We start from the raw sequence: 20,851 nt of genomic DNA on the forward strand, positions 1-20,851 counted from the left end.
TCCCTTATGGTTAGATAACGCCGCGTGCGCGCAGGCCGCCGATGGCGTCTGGCGAATAACCGAGCCTGTCGAGAATGACCTCGCTGTGTTGTCCCAACCCGGGAACCCCGTCCATACGCGGGGTGAACGCGGCATTACGCGCCGGTGGCAGCAGTGAAGGCAGCGGCCCCGCCGGGCTATCGACCTCGCGCCAGCTGTCACGCGCCTTGAGTTGCGGGTGGTCCCAAACGCCTTGCATATCGTTCACGCGCGCACTGGCAATCTGCGCGTCTTCCAGGCGCTGAATCACCGCCTCGGTAGCCAGTTGCGCAAAACTGTCGACGATGATCTGGCGCAGGGCGTCGCGGTTGGCAGAGCGCTTGAAATTGGCGCTGAAACGCTCGTCCATCGCCAACGTCGGCGTGAGCAGCACCTTGTCGCAAAACGCCGCCCACTCACGCTCGTTCTGCAAGCCCAGCATCACCGTGCCGCCATCGCCGGTGGGAAACGGCCCATAGGGATAGATCGTCGAATGCGCGGCCCCGGCCCGCGGTGGCTGGGGGGCGCCGTCGAACGCGTAATACATCGGGTAGCCCATCCACTCCACCAGGCTTTCCAGCATGCTCACGTCGATGCGGCTGCCCTTGCCTGTCTTGCCGCGCAACAGCAGCGCCGAAAGGATGCCGCTGTAGGCGTACATGCCCGCCGAGATGTCGGCGATGGAACAGCCGGCCTTGGCCATCTGGTCATCACCGGGGCCGCCGGTTACCGACAGGAAGCCACCTTCACTCTGGATCAGCAGGTCGTAGGCCTTCTTTTTTTCGTACGGCCCGCCTTCGCCATAGCCGGAAATGTCACAGACAATCAGTCGCGGGAAGCGCTCATGCAGCGCCTCGAACGACAGGCCCATGCGCGCCGCCGCACCAGGGGCCAGGTTCTGCACCAGCACATCGGCGTCGGCCAGCAGGGTGCCGAGGATATCGCCCGCTTCATCCTGCTTGAGGTCCAGGGTCAGGCTTTCCTTGGAACGGTTGGTCCACACGAAATGCGAGGCCAGGCCGCGCACGCGCTCGTCGTAGCCACGGGCAAAGTCGCCAGCACCCGGACGTTCGACCTTGATCACGCGGGCGCCGAGGTCCGCCAATTGACGGGTGCAGAATGGCGCGGCAATCGCGTGTTCCAGGCTGACAACGGTGATGCCGTCCAGCGGTCTTGGGTTAGTCATAACGGTTCCTCAAAGCCAGTGGGCCATGGATGTGGCGCTGCGCAAGCCCCAGACGCGCTTGATCAGTGCGTCGGCCTGGGCCGAGGTGCGAGCACCGCTGAACCGGCTGAGCCGGTGGAATTTATCCGCCAGCTCTTCACGGTTCAGGGTGTTGCCTGGATCGCCCTTGGGTTCGTCGATGGCGCCGTGCAGCGTGCGGCCGTCAACGGTGGTGACGGTGACGCGTCCGAGCCAGCGTTGCGGGTAGGCGCCGTCGACCTCGGGGTCGAGGGTCATGCTGACCTTGTCGCGAAACGTCGACACCGCAGGATCGGTCAGTGCCAACGCCTGGAACTCGGTGAGCCCGGCCTTGCCATGCACGGCGATCAGGCCCAGCACGGTGCCCATGGAGAACTTGGCCTGGTGCACGCTGGTCGGCACCTTGACCCGGCCCAGCACATCGATGGCGCCCTGGTGCACCTGTGTTTCCACATGGCTGATGTCGGCGGCAGCGAGGCGTTCGCGCTGCATCAGGTCCAACAGCGCATCGGCGGCAGGATGGGTGTGCCGGCACGAAGCGTGGAACTTGAACGACGTTTCCAACAACGCCCAGCGGCTGCCGAGGCCGGCGGACAACCTGGCAGGCTCGGCATCACTGGACATGCCCGCCGCCAGGCCCTGGTCGCCTTCGAGGATATTGCGCGCGCCGGTCAGCCCATCTGCTGTCAGGTAAGCGGCGAGCAAGCCGTCCGCCGCAGCCTTGGCCGTGTGCAGTTGCTTGGAGTCGGCGGCATCGCGCAGGAACTCCCACAACCCGGCAGCCTGGGTGCCGGCGCTGCCGAGCAGGTTGATGAACTGCTCTTCGTTGAAATCCAGCAATTTGCCCACGGCGACGGCGGCCGTGAGCGTGCCGACCGTGGCCGTGGTGTGAAAAATGCGGTAGTGGGAGCGGCCCATGAATTCGCCGATACGGATACCGGCCTCATAACCGGCCACCGAGGCCAACAGCAATTGGCGGCCGGATTTACCCAGGTCCTGGGCGGCGGCCAGCGCTGCCGGGAACACCACCGTCGCCGGGTGCAACACCGAACTGTTGTGCAGGTCATCCTGCTCCACCAGGTGCGACGACGCCCCATTGACCAGCGCGGCAAAATACGCGCTGGTGCTGGCGCCGTTGACGATCACCTGCGCCGGCCCGGTGCTTGGGCCCATCTTCTGTGCATAGCGCTCGAACAACGGGATCGGGTGCGCGCCTTGGCTCGCCAGCGCCGAGGCGAGCCAATCCAGGTACAGGTCTTCGGTGCGCGCCAGCACGTCTTCAGGCAGTTGTGCGTCGTTCAACTCGGCAAGGAACCGACACAAGGCTTGGGTATGGCTCATGGTCAGGCCCTCAGAAACTGCGTGGCAGTTCGAGCAAATGCTCGGCCACGTAGGACAGGATCAGGTTGGTGGAAATCGGCGCCACCTGGTACAGGCGCGTCTCGCGGAACTTGCGCTCCACGTCGTATTCGCAGGCAAAACCGAAGCCGCCGTGGGTTTGCAGGCAGGCGTTGGCGGCTTCCCAGGAGGCCTTGGCCGCGAGGTACTTGGCCATGTTGGCGCTGGCGCCGGCATTGGCACCGCTGTCGTACTCCTCGCAGGCACGCCAGCGCATCAGGTCCGCCGCTTCGATCTCGATATGCGCTTCGGCAATCGGAAACTGCACGCCCTGGTTCTGCCCGATGGGCCGGCCAAACACCACGCGGTCGCGGGCGTAGGCGCTGGCCTTTTCGATGAACCAGCGGCCGTCACCGATGCATTCGGCGGCAATCAGCGTGCGTTCGGCGTTGAGGCCATCGAGGATATATTTGAAGCCCTTGCCCTCCTCGCCAATCAGGCTGTCCAGCGGCAACTCCAGGTTGTCGAAGAACAGTTCGTTGGTCTCGTGGTTGACCATGTTGGCGATGGGCTGCACGGTCAGGCCGTTGCCGATGGCTGCGCGCAGGTCTACCAGGAAGATCGACATGCCTTCGGACTTTTTCTTTACCTCGGCCAGCGGTGTAGTGCGCGCCAGCAGGATCATCAGGTCGGAATGCTGCACCCGCGAGATCCAGACTTTCTGGCCATTGATCACGTATTTATCGCCACGCTTGATCGCGGTGGTCTTGATCTTGGTGGTGTCGGTGCCGGTGGTGGGTTCAGTGACGCCCATCGACTGCAGGCGCAATTCGCCGCTGGCGAGCTTGGGCAGGTAGAAGCGTTTCTGCGCTTCGCTGCCGTGGCGCAGCAAGGTGAACATGTTGTACATCTGGCCGTGCACAGTGCCGGAGTTGCCGCCGCAGCGGTTCACTTCCTCGAGAATCACCGAGGCCTCGGCCAGGCCCAGGCCAGAGCCGCCATATTCTTCGGGGATCATCGCCGACAGCCAGCCGGCGTCGGTCAGCGCCTTGACGAAGGCTTCGGGGAAGCCTTTCTCTTCATCGATCTTGCGCCAGTAGGCCGCATCGAATTCGGCACACAAGGCGCGCACGCCTTCGCGGATCGCATTGAGTTCTTCATTGTCATTCGGGTTCATCAACGGCTCTCCGCCTGTTGTTATTGGATTATTCGAAATGCACGCTGGCTTGCTGCGCCAGGCCGTCGGCGTTTCCGGCCCACAGCTGTGCCACGCCGGCTTCGGCTACGCACCCGCCGACCTCAAAGGGTTGCGGCGCAATCAACGGCCGCACGCCGCGATAGGCAAAACGGCGCAAGGTGGCGCCGGGATGGGCACGGCAAAACGCGCGCAGGCTCAAGGTGGCGATCAACGGCCCGTGCACCACCAGCCCCGAGTAGCCTTCGGTGCCGGTCACATAGGGGTAGTCGTAGTGAATGCGGTGACCGTTGAAGGTCACGGCGCTGTAGCGAAACAGCAGGGTTGGCGTGGGGTCGATTGCCTCGGACCACTCGCCCTCGGCCAGGGCTTCACCGCTGCCGGGTTTAGGCGGCGTGGGCTCGCGGTAGACGATGTCCTGTTCCTCGCGGATCGCCAGGCGGCCGTCCTGGGAGTAGTCGTGGCGCACGGTGACAAACAGCAGCGAGCCGGTGCGCCCGGTCTTTTCTTCCACGTGGGTGATGGTCGACACCCGGGTCGCCGCCTCACCGGCACGCAGTGCCTGCAGGAATTCGATACGCCCGCCAGCCCACATGCGATTGCGATTGTCGGCCGGCGGCAGGAACCCGCCACGGGCCGGGTGGCCGTCAGTACCCAGCGCGGTTTCCGGCAGCGGGTCCTGGAAGAAACACCACTGCCACAGCGGCGGTATGTCCGCGCCATCCTCGGGCACTGCCTCGCCGAACGTGGCAGCAATGCGTTTGAGCAGGTTATGGCTGAGGTGGTCGTGGGCGGTTTCGCTTCGGCCGATCCAATCGGTGGCGCTCATCGGGTGCAGGTCCTCGGGCAGTGAGTGTCTGACCCGGATCATGCAAGCGCGTACCCGTTCTGAGAATTTGCATTTCAATAAACCAGCGTTCGGTTATGCTGAACGCCACGCTTGAGTACAACGACATTTCCCACATTGGCCATTCACTGCTGCCAAAATAGGTGTCTTGCATGCACTTCGACCTGGCTGACCTGCGCCTGTTTATCCATATCGCCGAATCCCCCAGCCTGACCCAGGGTGCCAAGCGCGCGTTCCTCTCGCCAGCCGCCGCCAGTGCGCGGATCAAGGCCCTCGAAGGCCAACTCGACACCCGCCTGCTCTACCGCGACAGCCGTGGGGTGGAGATCACCCCGGCCGGTGAGCGCTTGCTGCACCATGCGCGGCTGATCATGCGCCAGGTGGACTATCTCAAGAGCGAGTTCACCCAGTACGGCGTGGATTCGGCCGGGCATATCCGCATCTTCGCCAATACCACGGCGGTCACCGAATTCTTGCCAGAGGTGCTGGCGGGCTTTCTGTCGCAGCGGCCCGGCGTGACCGTCGACCTGCAGGAACGCCTGTCCCGCGACATCGTGCGCGGCGTGCTCGATGGCACCAGCGACATGGGCATTATCGCCGGTCCCGTGGAGGCGGCGGGTTTGCAGGTGCTGCACTTCAGTACGGATGAATTGGTGCTGATGGTGCCGGTCGGTCATCCGCTGGCAGAGCAATCGTCGGTCACCCTGGAACAGACCCTCGCCTACCAGCATATCGGCCTGCATGAAGGCAGCACCCTGCTGAGTTTCTTGCGCGAACACGTGGAGCGACTGGGCAAGCACTTGTCCCTGCGCATCCAGGTGTCGAGCTTCGAGGCGATCTGCCGGATGGTCGAAGCCGGCGTGGGCATTGGCATCATTCCCGAGTCGGCCGCCGTACGCCACAGCCGGACCATGCAATTGGTGGCGGTGAAACTCGATGAACCTTGGGCGATTCGCGAGCGCAGCATCCTGGTGAGGGAGCTGGAGGCCTTGCCCGGCACCATTCGTGCGTTGATCGCCACGTTGATGCCGGACTCGGTCAGTGCAGGCTGAGGTTGTGCTGGCGAGCGCCGTGCACCGTGATGTGGCTCAAGCGCCCCTGGTCATCGAATAGCAGCCAGCCATCCCCGGTACGACGGATATTCACCTCGTGGCGTGGCCAATGCAGTACGGCGCACACATGGTCACTGCCGCGATGGATAAAGTGCCAACGGGTGTCGCGTTCGCTGGCGATGTAGCCAAACACCAGCCACTCACCGTCGAGGGCGATGCGCACCGGGTCGCCATCGAAGCGTCCTTCATCGCATTCCGTCAGGCGATAACCCTTGCGGTTACCGTCGACATCCAGGATCAACACCGGCTCTTCGTCGTCGCTGTACCTGATCAGGTACTCGACGGTTTGGTCGAGTACACAGAACAGCGCGTTGCTCTCCTGCGACTGCGTCGACGCCGGCTCGCGCCCCGCCAACCGGCGCTCAGGCAAGCGGTAGTGCCAGCGCTCAACACCTTCACGCGGGTGATAGAGCCACAGGAACTCGCTGTGTTGATTAACTTTGAGGGCGTGAACCGAGCCGGGCAAGTCGCTCACGTGCCACAAGGTTTCAAAGCCACGATCTACGTCCACCACACGCAGTTGCCGGCCTTGGCCGATGGTCCAGGTGCTGCCGTCAAACTGGTCGGCGAACACATCCAGCACCAGCACGCCCAGGTCGGTGGCGGCGCGGTTGACCAAGTCCAACTTGCTGATACGCCACACGCTGTTGCGCCGGGTCAGTACCAGCGCCATCTGCCGGCCGTGGGCCAGGACAATCCGCTCGGCCGGCACGGCGAAATGGAACAGTGGCTTGCCGCTGCCATCCGCCACCACCGCTCCGGCCTCGCCCAATGCCACCAGGTAACGCTCGTCATCCAGCGGCACCGCATCGTAGAGCGGTCGGCTGCCCAGGGTCGGCGCGTCCCATTGCAACGCCTCGCCCACACGCACCAGCGAGCGGATGGCGGGACGCTTGAGCGCCTGGCCGGGCAAGTCCGCCTGCAATAATTTATCGCGGCTCATCTTCACCAGCGATTGCAGTTGATTGAAGTTCAGCCCCCCGCGCCCACTGAGTTGGTCGGCAATCACCGCATGCACGGTTGCCCCCGCGAGCCAGGCCAGGGCAACCGTGTCAGACTTGTGCGCCAACAACGCATGCGCCAGGGCATCGCGCTCGGCGCAACGGGCGGGATCGTCACGCAACTGTTCGATCCATGGCCCATAAGCCTCCATGGTATGCGGCAGCAAAATCGCGCGCTTGACCAAGGCGCCAATCGCCAGGCCTCCACCGGCCGCTTCGGCATCGAGCAGCCATTGAGCGGCACGCGGGCGCTCTTGCGGCAAGCTCCACACCACCTCGACGGCTTGCAGCCACAGGCCCTTGGCGATCAGTGATTCGGCCCACTCCAGGCGCAAACGGTCGGCGAGCTGCGGCTGCCTTGCCTGGAGTAACACCACCGCATCGGCAAACGCATCATCACGACGCGCCACCAGCAACGCACGCTGCCAGTTTTCGGCCAGGCACAGCAGGCGCACGATCACCGCCGACGGCATGTCCCAGGCCAGGGCCAGGTCCGCCGCCTGTTGGTAGCGCGCGTGCTTCTCCAGGTAGTCGAGGGCTTCGCGGCGTTCCTCGAGCAGTTCGGCCAGTACAAATACGGCTTCCTCGACACGGTTTTCGCGGGCCAGGCGCTCATAGGAGCGGCGATAGACCTGGCGCAGGTGTTCGGTAAGGCCCTCTTCGAACCGGTAGGTACGGCTGGGCCCGCGTTGCTGGCTGAGGGTCAGGTCCTGGCGCCGCTGCGGCGTCCCAAAGTTCTGCCCGGCATCCGGTTGCTGGCCGCCCAAGGGGATGGCATGGCGCAGGGCCTCAGCAAAATCACCGCTCTCGAACATCTCCAGCATGCGCTGCATATAGGCCGCCTGGCGTTTGCCGTACAGCCGGGAGAGTTTGGAATGCTCGGTCAGGCGGGTCAGCCAACGACGCCAGGCAGCCGGTTTGTGACGACCCGGCTGGGCCCGCTCAGGGATGCCTGGGTTGGACGGCGCTTGCGGTACTGCGTTGGCAGGCCGCCCACCCCGGCGCAGGTATTTGTTCAGCGCCGCCAGCAAGGCGGTGAACACGACGGCGCTGACCAGCATGCCCAGGATCACGCCGCTGATGTCTTCGGTGGTCGCGGCGGAAACCGGTGTCAACGATTTGGATTGGCCCTGGGTGACCATCCAGATCAACCCTGCCACCAGGGCCACGGTGACGCCCAGTTTCAACGCCGGGTATTGTGCGGGTTCCTCGGTGACCCAAGGGCTCGATGTATTGGAAGGCGGTACTGGCGGTGCGGGGTGTTGACGCTCCAGCAAGGCCCGGATCACCCCCTCTTGCTCAGGGCTGACCGGCGCCAAGCCGCCCAGGATCTCGCGGACATCGGTGATGACCGGTTCAGGCAGAGACTGCGCGAGGGGCGCATGACAATCGAAAGTATCGAGCAAGGTGTAGGCGCGGGTATCCAGCCACAGGCCGGGTTCGAGCACCTCGGCGTCTCGCACCTGCAAAGCGTGCACCTGGCCGCCGCGTATCAGCCACAGGTCGGCGGTTGGCAACGCGCGCAGTTCCTCGCTGGCCAGCCGTGCCGAACACAGGCCACGGCCCTGACGGACCAACGGCCAGCCCGCAAGCGCCTGGCAATCCACCGCGACAGGCGCGCTGAATTGCAGTAGATCGCCGTCGCCAAAACGGTAGGCAGCGGCCCCCCTGCGCCAGCACGCCAGGATCAGGCGAACCCGCTCCTGCGCCACGAAACGCTCGGCGGGCAACCACAGCCCGTCAATGGTCTGGTGCCCGGTCAATAAAGGCCGGCGGATCAATAGGGGTTCGTGTTCACGCATGGGCAGGCTCTTGTTTCAGGTCGCACATCAGTTGCAAACGCATGGCGCGCTCGGACACGTTGAACACCAGTAATTCCCGCGCGGATGTCAGCACCGCCACCAGGCCGCTCATGGGGCAGAAACTTGCACGGGCAATCGGTGCCGTGGTGGTGAACAGCGTCTGCTGCTGGCCTTCGGTGTACAGGCCAATGGTGTGCTGGTCGGGCCCCAGCAGTACCAGTGAATAGCGCTCCTGCGCGCCCACCTGGTGATGCAGGCCGATGGCTTTCCAGCCGGAAGCCAGGTCGATCTGCGCCTTCTTGGCGGGGAAGCTGTCATGGGTCACCAGGCGCCAACTCTGCTGGCTGCCCTGGTGAGTAAGCAGTGCGCACCCCCCAAAGGCGTACTTCCAATGGGCGGTGCTGGCGAACAGCACCTGGCTGACACCGACAGCCGCACCGACGGCGTAGCCGGAGGTCTTCTCGCCATCGGCCCAGGCCGAATAAGCCACCACTTGCCCGCCCTCACTGCGGGCGTACACCAGTGTCAGGGCATCCACCTGCGCCAGCCCCACGACATTGTTCGTCACCACGAAGTTTTCACCCCTGGGCGCGCCACCGGGACGTTGCCAGTAGCCGAGCTGGCCTTTCGTGTCCAGCAAATACAGGCGTTCGGACCGTTGGCCGCGCAGCCACACCGCAGGCAGAAAAGTCGCGGTGCCGGGAGGCAGGTGCATCTCTTCGCGCGTGGGCTTATTGGCGCAAACAAGGCTGGGAATGTTCCAGAAGTGCAGGACGTGGTGATCACCGAGCACCGCGCCGAGGCTGCGATAGTTGAATGTGGCGGCGAGCACGTGCTGGTCCTTGCCCCACAGTCGGCGTCGCACCTCGAGGGCTTTTTTCTGGTTCTTGTGGGGCAGCTTGATCACCACCATGCCGTGTTCGTCGAGCATGCGCAGCGCGACATAATTGCCTGAACCGGAGATGACCGGTGGCAGGGTCAATGCAACCCGAGCCACTCGCCCGGCAGCGGTCGGTGCGGGCGCGTGCACCGCATCATCGAACTGGCCCTTGAGCAAGCGCACCGCTTGCTGTTCGTCCGGCAGCGGCAGCGACACACGCCGCGCCTGCCCCGCCTGAAGGTCGAACCACAGGCTGCGCCCGTCCAGGTTGCGCGTAATCTGCACGCGATGGGTACAGTCCTTGGCATCAGTATGGGGCAGCCGCTGGCCGACGACCCAGCACTCACCCGCAGCCTGGTCGGCGAGCGATTCCCGCCATGCCAGCCAATGGTTGTCGCTCACGACCTCATAGGTACGCGCCTCGAGCAGGCGCTTGAGCTGTGCCGCTGAATCAAGCTCATGCAACACCGGCGCGCCTTGCAAAATGCCCCAGCGCAAGTGTGCACCCGCCTCCTCGGCACGCCGGGCCAACAACATCAACAGGGCCAGGTGCACCAGGCGCGCGGCCCCCAATTGCAAAGGGCCCGCATCGAACAGCACCACAAGCAGGCGGTTCGCTTCACGCGCACGGTACTGCGGGGCAAGGAACATATGCTCACCGTCGACCGCGCGACGCAGAAACTCGTCGGGCACTTCATCGGCCAGCAGCCATTCACTGGACAGCAACCGCTCATAGGGGCCGCGTCGGTGCAAGTCGCCCAGGCCGTCAGGCTCCGGCACATCGCCTTGGTGCACGCCACGCAGCGGTCCCAGCAGCGGGTTGAGACGGCCCAGCAAGTCGGCGAACAGGGGCAGGTGCTGCGGGGCAAACCACTCCAGCCATTGCCGCCAGGGTTGCAGCGACTCAGGCAGTTGCATGGGTGGCTCCCCAATACGCGGCGATACGCTGCAGATGCGCTGGCGAAACCGCCAGCAAACGGTCCAGCGGAATCACGGCCTGTGGGGTACGCCACACCAGCAAGGGCGCACGCTTGAAGCGCGCCGACATGGCATGGCCGAGCAAGTCCTCTGGCACATCCGGTTCCCAACTGGTCGGCAACCAGAGCCCTGGGGAACTGGCGCTGGGGGCTGCGTACGCCACGCCATCGACCCACGGCAGATCAGCCGGCACGCCGGTGACCACCAGCACATCACCATTGGCAGTGGCTTGCAGCCGTGCCGCATGGTCGGCCGCAAGCAACGTAAGGCGAGCGTGCAGACGCCGCGCAGCATCGCCCCAGGCGACCGCGGCTTGAGCCTGGGCGGGCACCTGCCGCGAACGCCAGGCCCAGGGTTGGCTCGGCGTGCTCATTCGGCAGGTGTCAGCAGACGGGTGAGTTGCCCCCGCGCGTGCTGCAACGGCTCGGGCATGGTCTGGCTGTTGAAATTGGCATCGATCTCGCGCAACAGACCTTCGAGTGCGGTACTGGTCGGCGGCTCGGTGCGGGCCAGGTAGTCTTCGGCGGTTTCCAGCAAGCGGTTCAAGCGTGACATCGGTTGCAGCGTGGCCTCTTCCACCGCGCTGAACAGGTGGCTGTTGCTGGAGGCGGCAAACAGATCGCGCAACACTTCACGGCCGTGTTGCTGGGTGGCCTGGGTCGGCAACACATACAGCAGCGGCCACACGTCGGCGTCACTGGCTTGCAGCCGGCCACTGAGCAATGCGGCGGCGGCAATCAGGCGCTGGGATTTGACGATGCGTCGGTCCGACAATTGGATGCCGGCTTCACGCAGGCGGCGAATCGCCTGGGCCAGGGTTGGGCGCACCGCACTCAGGTCGACGTGTTTCAGGGCCTGGCCGAGGGTGTCCAGTTGCGCAAGGCCGAGCAACTGTTGCACCGGGCGCTGTTCCGACTGCCAGCCGCCGGCCAGCATGGCTTCCAACTGATTGTCCGGCACCGACTCGACAAACAGGTGCAACAGGAACCGGTCGCCGAACGCCGCCAGTGCTTCATCGTCCGGCAGGCCATTGGCCGCGCCCACGCACACACGCAGCGGGCATTGCACCTGGGTATGGCCACGGCGGAAACGGCGCTCGTTGAGGACGCCCAGCAAGGTGTTGAGGATCGCGGTGGAACCCAGGAACACTTCGTCGAGAAACACGATATCGGCTTCCGGCAGCATGCCACTGACATCAGTTTCCACCGTGCCTTCGCGCAGCTTTTTCAGGTCTACCGCGCCAAACAGTTCGGAGGGCTCGGTGAAACGTCCGAGCAGGTATTCAAAGTAGCGCCCCCCCATGGACTGCGCGACACGCCGTACCACCGCGCTCTTAGCGGTGCCGGGTGGCCCGATCACCAGGATGTGCTCCTGGGCCACGGCCGCCAGTACGATCAATTCGGCGAGTTGCTCGCGCCCCACCAAGCCTTCGGTAGCGGCACGCACAGCATGACGGATGTGCGCGGCAGCGCCCTGCAACTGAGCAATCATGGGTGTCTTCCCTGAAACCAAAGCGGAGAATCTTGCCTGAGGCTAAGGTATTAGCAAAGCGTTGTTACACACTCACCTCAGGAGTCAGCCCATGCAGCTTGAAGGATCCTGCCATTGCGGCGCCGTGACGTTCAGCCTCAACAGTGCCCACCCCTACCCCTACCAGCGTTGCTACTGCTCGATCTGTCGAAAGACCCAGGGCGGTGGCGGTTATGCGATCAACCTGGCGGGCGATGCCCAGAGCTTGAAGGTCCGCGGGCGCAAACTCATTTCGATCTACCACGCCAGGCTCAAGCCCGAGGGCGCCAGCCGTGCCCACGTGAGTACGGCGCAACGGCACTTCTGTTCGCAGTGCGGCAGCGCCTTGTGGTTGTTCAGCCCAGAGTGGCCGGCGTTGATCCACCCGTTCGCCTCGGCCATCGACACGCCGTTGCCGGTGCCGCCGGAGCATACGCACCTGATGCTGGGGTCGAAGGCGCCATGGGTGGAGGTTACGCTGCGCAAAGGCGACCTGCAGTTCGATGAATACCCCGAAGAGTCCATCGCCCAGTGGCACGAGCGGCACAAGTGCCAGTGCTGACAACCTGGCCCGCTGATCGTGCATGAGCCTTGCTCGGCAAGGCTGCCGGAGACCCAAGGTGACTACAGCGCGACCATCCGCTACCTGCCGATAGCGTGTGAAACATGCACTCACTGATTCAGATGGGAACCAGCGGCCTGGCGCTAGCGACGAACCAGAAAACACCCAGTCGCTATCGTCGTCCTTGCGGAGCTCATTGATGGTCCCCTCTACGCAATCTACACCCCTTGGCGCCACCGGCCTTGGCGCCACACGCCAGGCCCCACCCCCAGAGGTAGAGCAGCCCTCCTCTCGTCAGTCAGCCCCCCCACCTCCTGACTGGATGGCAGTCATCAACAGCACGCCACGGCACAAAGCCGATGCAGCATTGGCCGGCGCTTACGCTGCCGCGCTGACCACCGCTGCGCACAACCTGCCCTCACCCGTCACGGGAGGCGAGACCATTTACCCCATTCCCATCGACTCTACGTTCGGGCAATGGCGAAAGCACCTCGACGCCTTGTTGGCGAGTGACGATTTCAAGCAGTGGGCCCACGACAATCGTGTTGACCTGTCCAAGACCATTCGTATTTTCCCTCCAAGCGACGCCACTTCGGGTTGGATATACGCCCAGGGCACGCACTCTGCACCCAACGACGCGGGTGCAGGCGATTCGCGTAGCGCTCGCACGGCCCCACGCGCTTTCGGAGCACGCTTCAGCAACGGCCAATCGCTGCCTGCCTCGTGGCCTTTGATCCTGCAGGCAGCTAAAACGCTAGCGGCGGGCCAACTCTCAGTCTCTGTCCCTTCGCCCCTTCATTCCGTACTCGACACACACGCCGAGCGCCCCGCTCGACTCGAAGAACTTGCAGCCTTCTATGGCGAGCAAGTGCCTGATGACCATGAAGCGCTTACGCAACGCGCGAATCAGTTAAGACAAGCCACCACCTTCCCTCTACCCGGTGCATCACTCTCGACAGCGCAATTTGAAATGCGCTCCGAGGCCGTACTTGAACAGCAACAAAGGGCGTTCGGCGATATCCGTAACAACACCCTCCTGTGCCAGCGGTTGTCCACGGCGATCACACCACCGCCCACCTCAACCCGCGCAACGGACCTGCCTCCCTCTTTCGTCGACTCGCCAGAGACACCAGAACAGGCGACGCGAAGAGAAAAAGCCTGGATTGCACAACTGCTCGAAAGTGACTCATTCACGTCAGAGGTCGACCCTTCTTCCTGGTACTTTCAGGATGAGCAACTGGCGCCTGGGGCCCGCGTCAGCCTCAAACGGTTCATCACCGACAAGGGGTGGAACGTTCCGCAGACAAAAGACGACATCAACAACTTGATCAAGTCCATCCAACGAGGGTCATTGCCCTCGCTTCCCCGTGGAAATCTCACCGGAGCCCTGGGCTGGACGGCGGCACTGACGCCGGATGAAAAGAAGCAGCTCTACAGCCACGTCCGATTTAACAACCTCAACCTACCGGGGCTGGGCGCTGCGCATGCCCCGTTCAACAATAACGGCGGAGCATTCAACTACCTGACTCAAAACCGCCAGTGGTCATCCTCCGAGCTCAACGCTGCACATGAGGTTGTAGAGGACATACTCAGCTCGCCAAAAGCCAGGGAGCTGGAAGCGGCGTTGCAACGGCAGATGGGCGTCCTGGGCGATGCCAGCGGTTCTGACATGACGTTGGCGGCGATCCTGCTGGGGTTGGATACCGATAGGGCGCTGGGTTTGTCGAAGAGAAATGAAATTGCCGGTTTCGATCTGGCGAACAAACGCTTCTACGGGCAGCCGCTGAGTCAAATCAGGCAAGCGCTGACCGACCATCTGGCCGAGAGTGAGCGCACCCCTGCCAGGATGGCTCCCGTTGCAGCGTATATGCTGCTTTCAAGCGCCGCGCCGGAACTGTTGGTCAAGGATATCCCTGTCGACGTGACGTACGGCTCACCGACGTGGGCCAGCCTGAAGGCCACAGTGGCATTCATAGAGGCAAAGAGCCCTGGCAGCGCCTCACTCATGCGCTTCGCCGACGTGGTCGAGTACGGGGCAATCGAGCCGATTTCCGAAGACGAGCACGCGCTGCTGAATGAGGCCAGGCGGGAGACCGTCATCGATTGGGCGCTGGTGCATGGCGTGCTGCCGCCATCGCCAACGGGACGCTACTCCGACGAGCAATTGAATACCGCGCAGACAACCTTCTGCGAGGTGATGAGCGCGCTGCAAACCATTTCCGGGGATTTAACCGCACCCGTCCCGATGCTTAAAGACATGGCTTTGGAAGAACTGGGGACGCGCTACAAGCATGTTCCACTCGAGCTGGCCGTGATCACCAACCCCCAGGCAAGAACGAACAACGCAACCAACAACGACCTCTTACACACCAACACGGGCCCCTATTCGCTACTGGACCTTTACATCGCCAACCAGGCACCAAGCCCGCAAGAGCAGAACAAGTGGTATTCATTAAGAGAACAGGTCGTTCCGGGAAGATCGGTCGAACTGCTGCACACACTGCCTGATATCAAGTTCGCCCACCGCCTGGCAGTGACCGAGCATCAACGCGGCAGAGAAAGGGGGTTGAGCAACCTCACCAGGCATCTCATTTCGCAATTACCGGTGGGCGACAGAGCGCAACTGGAATATGGAAAACTTGATATTTTCGTTGAAGGCGAGGTCATCAAGCATCGCGTTCCAATCCGGTCCGGCACGCTCAACCTTGACGAATCAACGCCTAGGCAAGCGCCCGGCAAGCGCTCGTTGATCATCAGATCGACGCTCAACCATAACGCAAGATTTTATGAGTTTTGCCCACAGCAAAACTACGTGAGACTGCGCGATGATCTGGACAGCGGCTTCGTTCCAGGGCCGCAAAAAGCATGGGTAAGAGAACGCTCACCGGACACGGGGGGAGAAAAGTACTCCACCACGGCAATCACTGAATTCAGCATGCCTGAGAGCGACAACAGTAAGTTAGGGGCCACCCCACCGCCCACAGGCGAACTTGCCCCTGCCTCCTATACCAGCGCACGCAGCCAGTTTCTTGGCGAGCTGCTCGCCAGGCATACCCTCGGGTTCGTCGACCTCGAACAACGGGTGAGCGCAACTGGCCACGCAACACGCTTTGACGACGAAGATGAAGAGTTCGAGACCCATAAAGAGGCGCTTCTGGCCTCGTTGATCGTCGTCAATCCGATCAGGAATGTGATCAACGGTGACTGGCTTGCGCTGGCGTCCGACGTCCTGTTCGATGGGGTCATGTACGTCACGACCGCTGGCCTGGGCAAGGCTGCCAGCGTGATCAAGCCGTTGAATGGCGCACTTGCGAAAACCGGCAAGCCGTTCGGGCGGCGCCTGTTTGCACAAACACCCCATCCTCCCGCTAACCGACTGACCGATAATTTCAATCAGCGCTCGCCCCGAAAGACCGGGCACCATGACCTTGCCGATTTAGCCAGCCGACCGGATATCGCTCAGGGCACTTATAGAAAGGGCCTCGTCGAGCTGTCTACACCTGCCACCTTCAATAAACCAACTGGCAAGTGGTACGCGGTAGATTCAAAGACTAACAAGGCTTATGGAAAACCTCTTGAACACTTTACGCCACAGGGATCGGCACGCCTTGATGACGCACTGCCCGGCCCCCAGAGGAGCGCCATGAGCCCTGCGCAACGGACACTGGACAGAGCGCTGGGGCGCGACAACGTTATTCAGATGGGAGGGCCGATGCGCGATCTGAAACTGATTGGCAATGAAGTTCATACCTTCACCGATACCTACAAAGGAACGAAACGTCTCAATATCGTCGCACACGGTGTCAAACGAAATTGGGTCGATCGGATCACGGGGGACGGTACGAAAATCGTCATGGATAACACACTCTATGATGCGCCTGGGTTAGCGACGTTGCTGAGAAGCAGAGGTGTCGACCCTGCGACTTTCGATAACGTACGCCTTCTGGTTTGCTATTCCGCCGAAGGAAGAAGCAGAGCCTTTGGACGTCTCTTTCAAAGAGAAATAAATAGACCCGTCAAGGCGTTTGAAGGGACCGTCTCATTGACGCACGGCTCGACCTCCGTGACCGACGTACGGAATAAAGTACGCAGCGACGTGTTGCTGAGCTATCCACAGGCGACACCGGCCGATATTGAGCAAGCAACCGATATTTTGACGGAAGGATTATTCAATGGAAAAGCCACTCCACATATCCAAAAAAACCATGGGCAGACCATCAGGGTCAATATCGATGCGGGCAACAGTGCCCCTCATTATGAAGATCTGAAGATCAGCTACCTGCCACGACGATTCACTCGGTAGCGCTATGACTCAGCGTACGCCCACGTCATCCTGAACGACGCGCCACCCCACTCCGAATCCAGCACCTGCACCTGGCCGCCGTGCCACTGCGACACCCGCTGCACCAGCGCCAGGCCAAGGCCGAAGCCACCGGTGCGACGGTCGCGGCTGGCGTCCAGGCGCATGAAGGGTTGGAAAATCTTCGCGCGGCCTTCCTCCGGCACACCCGGCCCGTCGTCACACACCCGCACTTCATAGCCGTTGCCGAACGTGAGCAACGACACTTCCACGCGGCACTCGGCGTAGCGGATGGCGTTGCGCAGCAGGTTGATCACCGCACGTGCCATGAAGCGCGGCTCGATCTGGATAACGTCTATCTCGCAAGTGCGCAACGACAGCTGGATACCGGCCGCCTCGGCCTCCAGCGCCACGCTGCCGATCACACTGTCGAGCCAGCTGTGAGCCTCGATGGGCTCGCGTGTGACCTGGGTGGCGCCGCGCTCGAGGCTGGCGTAGGTCAGCAGTTCGGAGACCATTTCTTCGAGCTCGCCCAGGTCGGCATACATGTCAGTGATCAATTCGCTGCGTTGGCGCGGGTCGGTTTGCTGCTTGAGTTGGTCGAGCTCGAACGACAGGCGTGCAATCGGCGTACGCAGTTCGTGCGACACGGCGTTGGTCAGTTCTCGCTGGTTGGCGATCAGGCTTTCGATGCGCTCGGCCATCTGGTTGAAGTGCCCTGCCAATTCGCGCACGGTGGAGCGGCGCGGCAGCAGGATGCGTGACCCGAGGTCGTTATCACCGAAACGTTGTGCCGCCAGGCGGATATGCTCCAGGTCACGCCAGTGCGGACGCACCCAGAAATACAGCACGATCGCCAGGCTCAACCCCAACAGGCTGTAGGCCCACAGGTAGAGCCATTTCGGTTCTTCGGGCAGCTTGATATTCAGCAGTTGCGGGCCGCCATCGATGTTGGCGATGAACTCCATGAAGTCGCCGCGCACCACCAGTTTTCCGGCGGCGAGCAGTTGCTGTTCGCGCGGGCTCAGCGCCAGGTCATCGCGCTGCACCAGTTTGAGGTGCAGGCCGTAATGAGGTTGCAGCTCGCCCAGCCGTGCCTCGCGCGCGTCGCCCGGCAAGGGCCGCAATTGTTCCACCAGGCCATAGGCGGGGCCACGCAGGGCTTCGCGGTTGTAGGTTTCATTGGCTTCGGGCAGCAACTCGTCAAACGTGTAGTTGACCAACCAGATCGCGCCTGCCAGGCCCAGCGCGAGGATGATGTACAGGCGGATATAGAGCCGCAGCATCTAGAACTCCCACGCAAACGGATTGAACAGGTACCCCTTGCCCCAGATAGTCTTGATGCACACCGGTTCGCGGGGATTGTCGTTGAGTTTGCTGCGCAGTTTGCTGATGTACACATCGACACTGCGGTTGAGGCCGTCGAAGGCGATGCCCCGCATGCGGTTGAGGATGTCATCGCGGGACAGGATCGTGCCCGAGTGACTGGCCAGCAACCACAGCAATTCGAACTCCATGGTGGTGAGGTCGATCTTGTCATCGCCCAGGCTGACCACCCGGCAACTGCGATCGATGGCCAGCCGCCCGAAAGCCAGCGACCCGCGCACCGTTGGTTCCGGTGCCTGTCGCCGTTGCAGGGCGCGCAGGCGCGCCAGTAGCACCGGCGGCTTGATCGGCTTGATCACATAGTCGTCGGCACCGGACTCCAGCCCGAGGATATGGTCCAGGTCGTCTTCCTTGGCCGTCAGGATCACGATAGGCGTGTCGGACACCGCGCGGATCCCGCGGCACACATGCAGGCCACTTTGGCCGGGCAGCATCAGGTCAAGTACGACGATCTTCGGTGTGAAGTCCAGGAACGCCGCCAGGGCCTCATCACCCCGATGCTCCACGCGCACCTCGAAACCATGCTGTGACAGAAAGTGCGCGATCAGCCCTGCCAGTTTTTCGTCGTCCTCAACGAGCAACACCTTGCCCAAGCCCAGGTTTTCCATAAGTTCTCAGTGTGCAGACACGGATTGAAGAGCGGGCATTATAGGTGGCAAAGCCAGGCCGCAGAGGTACTACGCCTGACGAAAACCGCCTTTCACCGAGGTTTTCAAAGAAACTTCATGTTTTTAAAAGTTTTTAACATTTCACCCGTAGTTTTTAACCCTGGCTGTCGTTCGCGCCAGTGGGTTTGAGATTGGACGTCGATTTTTCTGACATCCCCTCCCCACGCCCATTTGGGAAATTTCAACCCTGCCATTAATAGGAGACACGTTCTATATTGTCACCTCGCAGTGACAAAAATCAGCAGCACGCGCGTTGACAGATCAGCAACCCAAATGAAACTATCCTTGAACTTTCAGCGATTCACCGTCGCTTAAGTTCAGGGATGACCATTAAAATAAATATCAAAGGAATTGATATCATGCGACACCTCGCCCCCGCCTGTTGCCCTCATCTTTTTTCGTCACCCCCTTATTCAAGCCTTCGCCAATCCAATTAAGAAAGCCGCCCTTACCGGACAGCTGCTTATCGTCTTTGCGCTTATTGAAAACGGGTGCCCTGCATGTATTTGTATCATGACGTTATCGAGAAAAACGCGGCCAGGCACCCGGAAAAGTGCGCCATCGTTATTGATGCAGTTCGTTACAGCTATGCAACGCTTCAGCGACGCACAACCCAAATTGCCCGACTTTTAGTCGCTAACGGTACCCGTCCGGGCGATCGTGTCGCCTTGTATTCGCCGATATGCATCGACCTGATCGCCGCCTACCTCGCAGTGCTGCGCGTGGGCGCAATTACAGCGGCCACACACCCGACTTACAGCCGGGAAAAACTGGTGTACCAGCTCAACCATACAGGGGCGAAGGTGCTGATCACCCAAGGCGTCGATGCGCTGGAAACACTGTGCCAGGATTCGGCGCTGGAGCGAATCGTGCTGATCGGAACCGATGAGGTATCGAGTCCACATAGCCTGTCCCTGGACCGCGGCGTCATGGCTTGCGAGGCCCTGGCGGCAACGCTTCCCGACTTGCAGGACGACACTCGCGTCACGTCGATTTTCTACACCTCCGGTTCCACCTTCAATCCGAAAGGCGTGGTCGTCAACCATCGCATCATGGCCTCGGCAACCGCCGCCGTTACGGCTTACCTGGACAATACCCCGGACGACGTGATCCTCAGCTATTCCACACTGGCCTCCGACTACGGGGTGTATAACACTCTGATGCCATTGTATTTCGGTGGCACCACGGTGATTGAAAGCCAGCCACCCCAGACGGCGGACGATGTGCTTGAAGTGGTTAAACGTGAGGGCGTCACCGGCCTGCATGTATTCCCACCGATATTTTTCCTCCTGGCGAAGACGCAAGCGCACTGGCAGCGGCAACTGCCCAGCCTGCGCTACATTTCCAGTAGTGGTCAGCCGTTATACACGCGCCATATAGAACGTATCCGCCGCGCACTGCCTAACGTTCAACTGTTCTCCAATTATGGCTTGACGGAGTGCAAGCGCGTTAGTTACTTGCCGCCTGAAGAAATTGACAAGCGACCCACTTCCGTTGGCAAACCTTTGCCGGGCGTCAGTGTATTTATCGTTAACGAAAACGGCGAACAACTTACACAACCGGATGCCATCGGCGAACTTTGGGTCACCAGCGATTACTTGATGCTTGAATATTGGAACATGCCGCAAGCCACTGACGCCGCGATAAAACGCAATGTGTTCGGCACGCCCAGGCTTTATCGCACGGGCGATCTCTTCAAGCGGGATGACCAAGGCTTTCTTTATTATGTAGCCCGTCAGGATGATGTGTTTGCGCGCAACATATGGAATGTGAATCCGCGAGAAATAGAGCAATGCCTGGCCTCTCACCCTGCCGTCGCCCAAGTGGTTGTGGTACCGGTAGCCGATGAGTCGGCGGGCTTTTTGCCTAAAGCCTGCGTCGTCCTGGAACGTGACCACGATTCCAGTTGCGAAGCCGCGCTGCAGGCGCATTGCAAACGGCTCATGGACTGGCACATGGTTCCTGCGCTGTGGGCATTCATGGACGCATTGCCCCAAACCGATTCCGGGAAGACCACCGGCAAAGGCTTGGCCTGACATCAAGGAGCGATA

14 protein-coding genes are annotated in these 20,851 nt (G+C 61.8%); 4 read left to right on the top strand and 10 right to left on the bottom strand.

Annotation, left to right across the window (positions count from 1 at the left end; genetic code table 11):
• Nucleotides 1–10: 10 nt before the first annotated feature.
• Genes ATH90_RS14935 through ATH90_RS14950 form a run of 4 tightly spaced genes read right to left on the bottom strand, consistent with a single transcriptional unit; the run spans nucleotide 11 to nucleotide 4,584 of the window.
• Nucleotides 11–1,204 carry a CaiB/BaiF CoA transferase family protein gene (locus ATH90_RS14935; RefSeq protein ID WP_098466633.1) on the bottom strand — a complete coding sequence of 398 codons (1,194 nt, stop codon included), beginning with the start codon at nucleotides 1,202–1,204 and terminating at the stop codon, nucleotides 11–13.
• A 9-nt stretch (nucleotides 1,205–1,213) separates the two neighbouring features.
• Entirely contained in the window at nucleotides 1,214–2,563 is a 1,350-nt protein-coding gene (locus ATH90_RS14940; RefSeq protein ID WP_098466634.1) for an MmgE/PrpD family protein, read from the bottom strand.
• 10 nt (nucleotides 2,564–2,573) lie between these two features.
• Nucleotides 2,574–3,737 carry an acyl-CoA dehydrogenase family protein gene (locus ATH90_RS14945; protein ID WP_069023621.1) on the bottom strand — a complete coding sequence of 388 codons (1,164 nt, stop codon included), beginning with the start codon at nucleotides 3,735–3,737 and terminating at the stop codon, nucleotides 2,574–2,576.
• Nucleotides 3,738–3,765: 28 nt separating this feature from the next.
• Nucleotides 3,766–4,584, bottom strand: a complete 819-nt coding sequence (locus ATH90_RS14950) for an HTD2 family dehydratase (RefSeq protein WP_034104855.1) — start codon at nucleotides 4,582–4,584, stop codon at nucleotides 3,766–3,768.
• 170 nt (nucleotides 4,585–4,754) lie between these two features.
• On the opposite strand from ATH90_RS14950, the gene ATH90_RS14955 reads away from it, so the two are divergent.
• Entirely contained in the window at nucleotides 4,755–5,654 is a 900-nt protein-coding gene (locus ATH90_RS14955; protein ID WP_034104853.1) for a LysR family transcriptional regulator, read from the top strand.
• Here ATH90_RS14955 and ATH90_RS14960 read toward each other — a convergent pair.
• Genes ATH90_RS14960 through ATH90_RS14975 form a run of 4 tightly spaced genes read right to left on the bottom strand, consistent with a single transcriptional unit; the run spans nucleotide 5,641 to nucleotide 11,866 of the window.
• Nucleotides 5,641–8,517 (bottom strand): bpX6 domain-containing protein, encoded by a 2,877-nt coding sequence (locus tag ATH90_RS14960; protein ID WP_098466635.1) that lies wholly within the window; start codon nucleotides 8,515–8,517, stop codon nucleotides 5,641–5,643. The genes ATH90_RS14955 and ATH90_RS14960 overlap by 14 nt on opposite strands.
• Nucleotides 8,510–10,315, bottom strand: a complete 1,806-nt coding sequence (locus ATH90_RS14965; protein ID WP_098466636.1) for a hypothetical protein — start codon at nucleotides 10,313–10,315, stop codon at nucleotides 8,510–8,512. The genes ATH90_RS14960 and ATH90_RS14965 overlap by 8 nt, the downstream gene beginning before the upstream one ends.
• On the bottom strand, nucleotides 10,302–10,748 hold the full coding sequence (locus ATH90_RS14970; RefSeq protein ID WP_098466637.1) for a bpX5 domain-containing protein: 447 nt from the start codon (nucleotides 10,746–10,748) through the stop codon (nucleotides 10,302–10,304). Before ATH90_RS14970 ends, ATH90_RS14965 begins: the two co-directional genes overlap by 14 nt.
• Entirely contained in the window at nucleotides 10,745–11,866 is a 1,122-nt protein-coding gene (locus ATH90_RS14975) for an AAA family ATPase (protein ID WP_069023611.1), read from the bottom strand. The genes ATH90_RS14970 and ATH90_RS14975 overlap by 4 nt, the downstream gene beginning before the upstream one ends.
• Nucleotides 11,867–11,957: 91 nt before the next feature.
• Between ATH90_RS14975 and ATH90_RS14980 the strand changes: the two genes are divergently transcribed.
• Nucleotides 11,958–12,446 (top strand): GFA family protein, encoded by a 489-nt coding sequence (locus tag ATH90_RS14980; RefSeq protein ID WP_098466638.1) that lies wholly within the window; start codon nucleotides 11,958–11,960, stop codon nucleotides 12,444–12,446.
• Between the two features lie 322 nt (nucleotides 12,447–12,768).
• Nucleotides 12,769–16,749, top strand: a complete 3,981-nt coding sequence (locus ATH90_RS14985) for a protein-tyrosine phosphatase family protein (RefSeq protein ID WP_098466639.1) — start codon at nucleotides 12,769–12,771, stop codon at nucleotides 16,747–16,749.
• A 2-nt stretch (nucleotides 16,750–16,751) separates the two neighbouring features.
• On the opposite strand, the gene ATH90_RS14990 is transcribed toward ATH90_RS14985, so the two are convergent.
• Nucleotides 16,752–18,032 (bottom strand): ATP-binding protein, encoded by a 1,281-nt coding sequence (locus ATH90_RS14990; protein ID WP_098466640.1) that lies wholly within the window; start codon nucleotides 18,030–18,032, stop codon nucleotides 16,752–16,754.
• Nucleotides 18,033–18,740: a winged helix-turn-helix domain-containing protein gene (locus ATH90_RS14995; protein ID WP_034104836.1), complete on the bottom strand. Its 708-nt coding sequence runs from the start codon at nucleotides 18,738–18,740 to the stop codon at nucleotides 18,033–18,035.
• 560 nt (nucleotides 18,741–19,300) lie between these two features.
• Here ATH90_RS14995 and ATH90_RS29455 point away from each other — a divergent pair.
• Complete coding sequence (locus ATH90_RS29455; RefSeq protein ID WP_211290115.1) at nucleotides 19,301–20,836, top strand: class I adenylate-forming enzyme family protein; 1,536 nt, start codon at nucleotides 19,301–19,303, stop codon at nucleotides 20,834–20,836.
• Nucleotides 20,837–20,851: the final 15 nt, after the last annotated feature.

This window comes from Pseudomonas lurida, assembly GCF_002563895.1.
Lineage (GTDB): Bacteria > Pseudomonadota > Gammaproteobacteria > Pseudomonadales > Pseudomonadaceae > Aquipseudomonas > Aquipseudomonas lurida.

Coding starts and splice junctions, on each gene's coding strand:
- ATH90_RS14990 (WP_098466640.1), bottom strand. CDS start 18,032: ATGCTGCGGCTCTATATCCGCCTGTACATCATCCTCGCGCTGGGCCTG.
- ATH90_RS14975 (WP_069023611.1), bottom strand. CDS start 11,866: ATGATTGCTCAGTTGCAGGGCGCTGCCGCGCACATCCGTCATGCTGTG.
- ATH90_RS14970 (WP_098466637.1), bottom strand. CDS start 10,748: ATGAGCACGCCGAGCCAACCCTGGGCCTGGCGTTCGCGGCAGGTGCCC.
- ATH90_RS14960 (WP_098466635.1), bottom strand. CDS start 8,517: ATGCGTGAACACGAACCCCTATTGATCCGCCGGCCTTTATTGACCGGG.
- ATH90_RS14985 (WP_098466639.1), top strand. CDS start 12,769: ATGGCAGTCATCAACAGCACGCCACGGCACAAAGCCGATGCAGCATTG.
- ATH90_RS14940 (WP_098466634.1), bottom strand. CDS start 2,563: ATGAGCCATACCCAAGCCTTGTGTCGGTTCCTTGCCGAGTTGAACGAC.
- ATH90_RS14950 (WP_034104855.1), bottom strand. CDS start 4,584: ATGAGCGCCACCGATTGGATCGGCCGAAGCGAAACCGCCCACGACCAC.
- ATH90_RS14955 (WP_034104853.1), top strand. CDS start 4,755: ATGCACTTCGACCTGGCTGACCTGCGCCTGTTTATCCATATCGCCGAA.
- ATH90_RS14980 (WP_098466638.1), top strand. CDS start 11,958: ATGCAGCTTGAAGGATCCTGCCATTGCGGCGCCGTGACGTTCAGCCTC.
- ATH90_RS14995 (WP_034104836.1), bottom strand. CDS start 18,740: ATGGAAAACCTGGGCTTGGGCAAGGTGTTGCTCGTTGAGGACGACGAA.
- ATH90_RS14945 (WP_069023621.1), bottom strand. CDS start 3,737: ATGAACCCGAATGACAATGAAGAACTCAATGCGATCCGCGAAGGCGTG.
- ATH90_RS29455 (WP_211290115.1), top strand. CDS start 19,301: ATGTATTTGTATCATGACGTTATCGAGAAAAACGCGGCCAGGCACCCG.
- ATH90_RS14965 (WP_098466636.1), bottom strand. CDS start 10,315: ATGCAACTGCCTGAGTCGCTGCAACCCTGGCGGCAATGGCTGGAGTGG.
- ATH90_RS14935 (WP_098466633.1), bottom strand. CDS start 1,204: ATGACTAACCCAAGACCGCTGGACGGCATCACCGTTGTCAGCCTGGAA.